The following is a 6,859-nucleotide window of genomic DNA, read 5'->3' as shown; positions in this document are numbered from 1 at the left end:
TGGTAGAACCGACCGTGGCCAGAAACGGCAAGTGTTTGGTCAGGCGAGTCTGCTCACGCTGCAGGGCCACGCGCATGGCCCGTTGAGCACCATCCATGACCGCTTCGGCACCACGGGTACTTTTGGAAAGCCGAACAAATTCCTGAAAACCGGCACGGAAAATGGCTTCAGTGCCGGAGTCCACATCCGGGTCCTTGCGGCTCTGGTTGTAGAGGGACGCCAGATCATCGCTGGACCAGAACTTTTCCTCAAAGGCACGGCCCGCACGATGGGCACGGCCGAGCACCCGGAAACGGCCCACAATCATGTACCAGGACGTCAGTGACGCCAGAATCAACAGCGCCATCACCAGCTGCACCACCACGGTGGCATTGCTGATCAAACTGACGACAGACATGTCGGATGCCTCAACCATGTAGCCCTTCTCCTTTGCTGGCCGCGCTAAATTTTTTATACAGTGCCGGCGGAAGTGCCGACGGCTTCAGGGTATCGGCGCTCACGCAGGCCACTTTAATCTCTGCCTGGCAGATTAAGGCGCCCGTTTTACGCACCTGCTGATCAAACACCAGCGTGGCCTTACCCAGTTTTTTCAATGAGGCTGTCACCGTCAGCGCATCATCAATACGTGCCGGTTGGCGATACTGCACATTGGCGGAATGCACCACAAACTGAAAGTTTTCATCCGCCAGCGCATAGTGCTGATAGCCCAGCGTGCGCAGAAACTCGGTGCGCGCCCGCTCCATGAATTTCAGATAATTCACGTAATAGACAATGCCACCAGCATCAGTGTCTTCGATGTAGACGCGCACCGGCAGGGTAAATTCCCCGTTTTCCTGATCTTTTTCAATCATTAAACAAATCACCGTCACGGCGGGGACGCTGCAGGCCAAAATGGCGCCAGGCATGATTGGTCACCGCCCGCCCGCGCGGGGTGCGCTGAATGAAGCCCTGCTGAATCAGGTAAGGCTCCACCACCTCTTCCAGGGTGCCGGAGTCTTCATTGAGCGCCGCCGCCAGGGATTCCAGCCCCACCGGCCCGCCATCAAATTTGTGCATTATCATGTCCAGCAAGCGGCGGTCGGTGCCATCCAGGCCACAACTATCCACTTCCAGCATGTCCAGAGCCCGCTGAGCGATGTCTTCGGTAATGCGGCCATCGCCTTTCACTTCGGCGTAATCACGCACTCGACGCAACAGGCGATTGGCAATACGGGGGGTTCCCCGGGCCCGGCGTGCCACTTCCATGGCTCCCGCCTTTTCAATGGGGATGGCCAGGATGTCGCAGGCGCGGCTGACAATGTCGGACAGGTCATCCACGGAATAGAATTCGAGGCGTTGCACAATGCCGAAGCGATCGCGCAATGGAGCGGTGAGCAAACCGGCGCGGGTGGTCGCCCCCACCAGGGTAAACGGCGGCAGGTCCAGCTTGATCGAGCGAGCGGCCGGGCCTTCACCGATCATGATATCCAGCTGATAGTCTTCCATGGCCGGGTAGAGAATTTCCTCTACCACCGGAGAGAGGCGGTGGATTTCATCCACAAACAGCACGTCGCCCTCTTCCAGATTGGTCAGGATAGCCGCCAGATCTCCGGCTTTTTCCAACACCGGACCGGATGTGGACTTGAGTTCGCAGCCCATTTCACGGGCAATAATGTGCGCAAGGGTCGTCTTGCCGAGACCCGGCGGGCCAAATATAAGGGTATGGTCGAGCGCTTCATCGCGGCCGCGCGCGGCATCAATAAAGATTTCCAGGCGCTCGCTGACTTTCGCCTGCCCGTGATAATCCGCCAGGCTGGCCGGGCGAATGGCCCTGTCCTGTTGCTCTTCGTGGCTGCCAACCGCAGCCGCGGTAATGACTCGTTCGTTATCCATGCCTGCGGCGGGCTTGCCTCTACATCGTTGAATGTGGCTAGCGTAGCGCACCCTGATACCGAACTGCTATTACTGTTATCACAAAGTGAAAGGCGATATCAGGGTGCAGCGCTAGCGGGCCAGGCTTTTGAGCGCCTTGCGGATTAATTGTTCACTGCTGAGGCCATCCTCATCCGCGGCTTTGGCCACCGCCGCGGATGCATCCTTGTTGCGATAGCCCAGCGCTTCCAGGGCGGCAATGGCATCGCTACGGGCGTCATCGGGCTGTCGGGTATCCACCAGACCGGGCAGATTCACCGGGCCGCCGTCAATTTTGTCGAGCCGATCGCTCATTTCGATCACCAGCCTCTCGGCGGTTTTCTTGCCAATGCCCGGCACCTTCACCAATGAGGTCGTGTCCTGATCCTGAATACAGCGTGCCAGCCGATCCGCTTCGATGCCGGACAGAATCGCCAAGGCCATTTTCGGCCCCACGCCGTTCACCTTGATCAAGGCACGAAACAACTCTCGTTCATAACGGTCGGCAAAGCCATACAACAGCTGGGCGTCTTCGCGGACCACAAAATGGGTATGCAGGGTCAGTTCTGCGCCCGCGTCGGGCAGGTCGTAGAACACGGTCATGGGGGCTTCCACTTCGTAGCCAACGCCGCTCACATCCAGCAGCAATACCGGAGGGCGTTTTTCCAGCAAGGTTCCGCGAAGTTGTCCGATCATGGGGTTATCCGTGTTGTTAACGTGTAATTAAAGGCGCCAGCTTAACGAAGCCGCCCTCGCCTGACAGCCGTGGCACCGCCCATTCTGGCCAGAGAAACACGCATATGCGCGTGGCAGAGGGCGATGGCCAACGCATCAGCAGCATCTTCCTGGGGGCGCTGTTCCAGCTTCAACAGGTACTTCACCATTTCCCCCACCTGATTCTTTTCCGCCCCACCTTTGCCAACCACTGCCTGTTTTACCTGGCGAGCGGAATATTCGAACACCGGAACATGGGCCTGCATGACCGCAGCAATGGCAGCCCCCCTGGCCTGGCCCAGTTTCAGGGCGGAATCCGCATTGCGCGCCATAAAGACTTTTTCAATGCTGACTTCCGCCGGGCCGAATTCTTTCACCACCTGATCAATGCCCGCGAATATTTCCCCCAGGCGCGGCGGCATCTCCTTGTGGGTGGTAGTGATGGTACCGAATGCCACGGCCCGGGAGCGGTTCCCCACCTGCTCTACCAACCCGTAACCGGTACGGCGCGAGCCGGGATCAATGCCTAAAATAAGCGCCATATTTCTCTGACCGATAATGAAAAGACAGCTGCCTGATAGCTGGCCCAGTTCTACCCGAGCACTGTCCAAATGTCCAGCTTCTAGCTTCTAGCTTCTAGCTTCTAGCTTCTAGCTTCTAGCTTCTAGCTTCTAGCTTCTAGCAAGATTGTGGCCCGACACCAAAATGCACAAGCTGAATAACAGAAAACCCCGACATAGCGGGGTTTTGGTTTTCCTCGTAGCTAGCCGCTCGCCGCTAGTTAGCTATTCTTCCGGCGCCGGCCAGCTGGCGTTGGTATAGACGTTCTGCACGTCATCCAGATCTTCCAGCATGTCGATCATCTTCTGCACGGTTTCCGCGGTATCGGCATCCATTTCCGCTTCCGTGGACGGGTGCATGGTGACTTCCGCTTCGGCGAACTCCAGCCCGGCTTCGCGCAGGGCATCAACCACTTCACCGAAACTCTTGTCCGGTGTGGTGGTGACCACAAAGCCGTCATCGCCCACTTCTTCCACGTCTTCTGCGCCAGCTTCCAGAGCCACTTCCATCAACTTCTCTTCGTCTACCCCCGGCTCAAAGAAAATTTCGCCACGCTTGGTGAACAGGAAGGCCACAGAACCGCTGGTACCCAGATTACCGGCGAACTTGGAAAAGGCATGGCGCACTTCGGCCACGGTGCGGTTCACGTTATCGGTCATGGTTTCTACCAGGACCGCCACGCCGCCCTTGCCGTAGCCTTCATAGGTGATTTCGTCCATGTTGCCGTCGTCATCACCGCCGGCACCACGCTTCACGGCCCGGTCGATGGTGTCGCGGGTCATGTTCTGCCCCAACGCCTTGTCGATAGCCGCGCGTAGACGCGGATTATCGTTGGGTTCGCCGCCACCCATCTTCGCGGCCACGGTGAGCTCACGAATCAGCTTGGTAAAAATCTTGCCGCGTTTGGCATCCTGGGCCGCCTTGCGGTGTTTGATGTTGGCCCACTTACTATGTCCTGCCATATTACCTCCGCCAGCACGCAGCACGCGTCACGCAACACATTTGCGGCACGCTTGTTTGCGTGAAGCGTGCTGCGTGGTGCATGCCTGCGTCTTTCTATATCAACCTTCTTCTTTTCGTACCTGTACGCCTACTTCACGCAGCTGTTTGTTGTCCACCGGTGACGGCGCGTTGGTCATGGTGCACGCTGCGGTCTGGGTCTTCGGGAAAGCAATCACGTCACGGATCGACTCACAGCCCGTCATCAGCATGACCATGCGATCCAGGCCGAAAGCCAGACCACCGTGGGGCGGCGCGCCGTACTTCAAGCCGTCGAGCAGGAAGCCAAACTTCTCGTCCGCTTCTTCATCGGAAATGCCCAGCGCTTCGAACACGGTGCGCTGCATGGCCGGGTTGTGGATACGGATGGAACCGCCACCCAGCTCGGTGCCGTTGAGCACCATGTCATAGGCCCGCGACAGCGCTTCCGCCGGGTTGCTCTTGAGCTCTTCCGCGCTACAGCTGGGCATGGTGAAGGGGTGATGCAGGGCGTGGTACTGCCCTTCGTCTTCCTCGAACATGGGGAAGTCCACTACCCACAACGGTGCCCACTCGCCTTCAACCAGGTTCAGGTCGTGACCCACTTTAACGCGCAGAGCGCCCAGGGCCTCGTTGACGATCTTGGCCTTGTCGGCACCGAAGAAGATCAGGTCGCCGGTCTCGGCGCCGGTGCGCTCAAGAATGCCCTTGATGGCATCGTCGGTGAGGAATTTCAGGATCGGCGACTGCAGGCCTTCTGCGCCAGACGCCAGATCATTGACCTTGATGTAAGCCAGGCCCTTGGCACCATAGATGCTGACGAACTTGGTGTAACCGTCGATATCCTTGCGCGACAAGGAACACCCCCCCGGCACTCTCATGGCCGCCACCCGGCCTTTCGGATCGTTGGCCGGGCCGGAGAATACCTTGAAGTCCACACCGGCCAGCAGATCGGCGATGTCGATCAGCTCCAGCGGAATACGCAGGTCCGGCTTGTCGGAACCAAAACGCTGCATGGCTTCAGAGAACGGCATGCGCGGAAAGTCCGGCAGCTCCACATCGAGCAATTCTTTAAACACCGAACGCACCATCCGCTCGGTAATCCCCATGATGTCTTCTTCCTCTACAAAGGAAGCTTCCAAATCAATCTGGGTAAACTCCGGCTGGCGATCGGCGCGCAGGTCTTCGTCACGGAAACACTTGGCAATCTGGTAGTAACGATCAAAACCCGCCACCATCAACAGCTGCTTGAACAGCTGCGGAGACTGCGGCAACGCAAAGAAGCTGCCGGGATGGGTCCGGCTGGGTACCAGATAGTCACGGGCCCCTTCCGGGGTAGCGCGGGTCAGGATCGGGGTTTCCACGTCCATGAAACCTTCGCCTTCCAGGAAGGCACGGACCACATGGGTCAGACGCGAACGAAACTGGAAGTTTTTCAGCACTTCCGGGCGGCGCAGGTCCATATAGCGGTACTTGAGGCGCACCTCTTCACCGGCGGCGGAATGGGCATCCAGCTCAAACGGCGGCGTCTCGGCCTCATTGAGGATAGTCAGTTCCTTGCCCAGCACTTCGATGTCACCGGTGGACATCTTGCTGTTACGCACCGCTTCGTCGCGCATGCGCACCCGGCCGCTCAGGCGCACGACATACTCGCTGCGCACTTTATCGGCCAGGGCAAAAGCTTCCACCGTATCCGGGTCGAAGACCACCTGGACCAGACCATTGCGATCGCGCAGGTCGAGGAAGATCACCCCACCATGGTCACGGCGGCGACTGACCCAACCGCAAAGCTCTACTGTTTCTCCGTCGTGGGAGGCTCGCAAATCACCGCAATAATGGCTTCGCATGCTTAACGTCCGCTTCTATTCTGATTACGCCGTCCGGCTCATTGAAGGCGATCCCAGGCTCGCTGGAACCTGCCCCGACGCCGGACCACTGAAAAAGGCGCCACAGTATAGCGATTCAACCGTCCCCGAGCCATGCCAGACGGCGATTCACTGCCAAACGGGCCACATGCCTACCTAATTTCACAAAATACCTTGAAAAATAGTGTCTCAACGCCTTGTGCCCTGAAAATCCATGGCATATAAAAGATGCGAACCCTATCAGGGGGCCACTGTGTTGTGCAGTCCAGGGCCACACCTGACAAGGAAGCACCGCCGGTTATCCGCACCATTGCGGAACCAATACAACATCAGGAAGACACCAATAAGGGGTAAGCAATCCATGGCTGCAAAGAAAAAGACAGCTGCTAAAGCATCCAGCGCTACAGCGGCTCGCAAGGTGAAAACCATCACCGAACCGATGAACAAAACCCAGATCGTTAACCAGATCAGTGAAACCACCGGCCTGACCAAGAAAGACGTCAACGCGGTTTTCGACGAACTTGCCGATATCATGGAAGGTCACCTGAAAAAGCGTGGCGCCGGCCAGTTCACCCTGCCGGGCCTTCTGAAAATCGTGACCCAGAAAAAACCCGCCACCAAAGCACGCAAGGGCATCAACCCGTTCACCGGGGAAGCCACCACCTTCGCAGCCAAACCTGCCCGCACCATGGTCAAGGTTCGCCCGCTGAAGAAACTGAAAGACATGACCGCCTGATTCATGCTCCACCACCGGGTGCCTGGCGCCCGGTGGGCTCTCCCCGCCCATTTCATCGCGCCACCCCTGACTTGTTTGCCCCACGCTGGCCCCCAAAGGCCGCAAGCCTCTATAA

8 protein-coding genes are annotated in these 6,859 nt (G+C 58.1%); 1 reads left to right on the top strand and 7 read right to left on the bottom strand.

Annotated features, from left to right (window positions below; translation table 11 throughout):
- From A3754_RS10095 to aspS, 7 genes are all read right to left on the bottom strand, one after another.
- The coding region (locus tag A3754_RS10095; RefSeq protein ID WP_197468606.1) for a MotA/TolQ/ExbB proton channel family protein at nucleotides 1–415 on the bottom strand (415 nt) is incomplete at its 3' end.
- Nucleotides 408–851, bottom strand: a complete 444-nt coding sequence (ybgC, locus tag A3754_RS10090) for a tol-pal system-associated acyl-CoA thioesterase (RefSeq protein WP_063519572.1) — start codon at nucleotides 849–851, stop codon at nucleotides 408–410. The genes ybgC and A3754_RS10095, both read right to left, overlap by 8 nt.
- Nucleotides 844–1,872 (bottom strand): Holliday junction branch migration DNA helicase RuvB, encoded by a 1,029-nt coding sequence (gene ruvB / locus A3754_RS10085; RefSeq protein WP_063519571.1) that lies wholly within the window; start codon nucleotides 1,870–1,872, stop codon nucleotides 844–846. The genes ybgC and ruvB overlap by 8 nt, the downstream gene beginning before the upstream one ends.
- 111 nt (nucleotides 1,873–1,983) lie before the next feature.
- Nucleotides 1,984–2,586 carry a Holliday junction branch migration protein RuvA gene (gene ruvA / locus A3754_RS10080; protein ID WP_063519570.1) on the bottom strand — a complete coding sequence of 201 codons (603 nt, stop codon included), beginning with the start codon at nucleotides 2,584–2,586 and terminating at the stop codon, nucleotides 1,984–1,986.
- Nucleotides 2,587–2,627: 41 nt separating this feature from the next.
- A complete protein-coding gene (ruvC, locus tag A3754_RS10075; protein ID WP_063519569.1) occupies nucleotides 2,628–3,146 on the bottom strand; it encodes a crossover junction endodeoxyribonuclease RuvC in 519 nt (172 codons plus the stop codon).
- Between the two features lie 243 nt (nucleotides 3,147–3,389).
- A complete protein-coding gene (locus tag A3754_RS10070) occupies nucleotides 3,390–4,127 on the bottom strand; it encodes a YebC/PmpR family DNA-binding transcriptional regulator (protein ID WP_063519568.1) in 738 nt (245 codons plus the stop codon).
- Nucleotides 4,128–4,226: 99 nt separating this feature from the next.
- Nucleotides 4,227–5,990 carry an aspartate--tRNA ligase gene (aspS, locus tag A3754_RS10065; protein ID WP_063519567.1) on the bottom strand — a complete coding sequence of 588 codons (1,764 nt, stop codon included), beginning with the start codon at nucleotides 5,988–5,990 and terminating at the stop codon, nucleotides 4,227–4,229.
- Between the two features lie 379 nt (nucleotides 5,991–6,369).
- Here aspS and A3754_RS10060 point away from each other — a divergent pair, with 379 nt between their 5' ends.
- A complete protein-coding gene (locus A3754_RS10060; protein ID WP_063519566.1) occupies nucleotides 6,370–6,744 on the top strand; it encodes an HU family DNA-binding protein in 375 nt (124 codons plus the stop codon).
- Nucleotides 6,745–6,859: the final 115 nt, after the last annotated feature.

Source organism: Alcanivorax sp. HI0083, from assembly GCF_001635175.1.
This window is presented reverse-complemented; position numbering and strand designations above follow the sequence as displayed.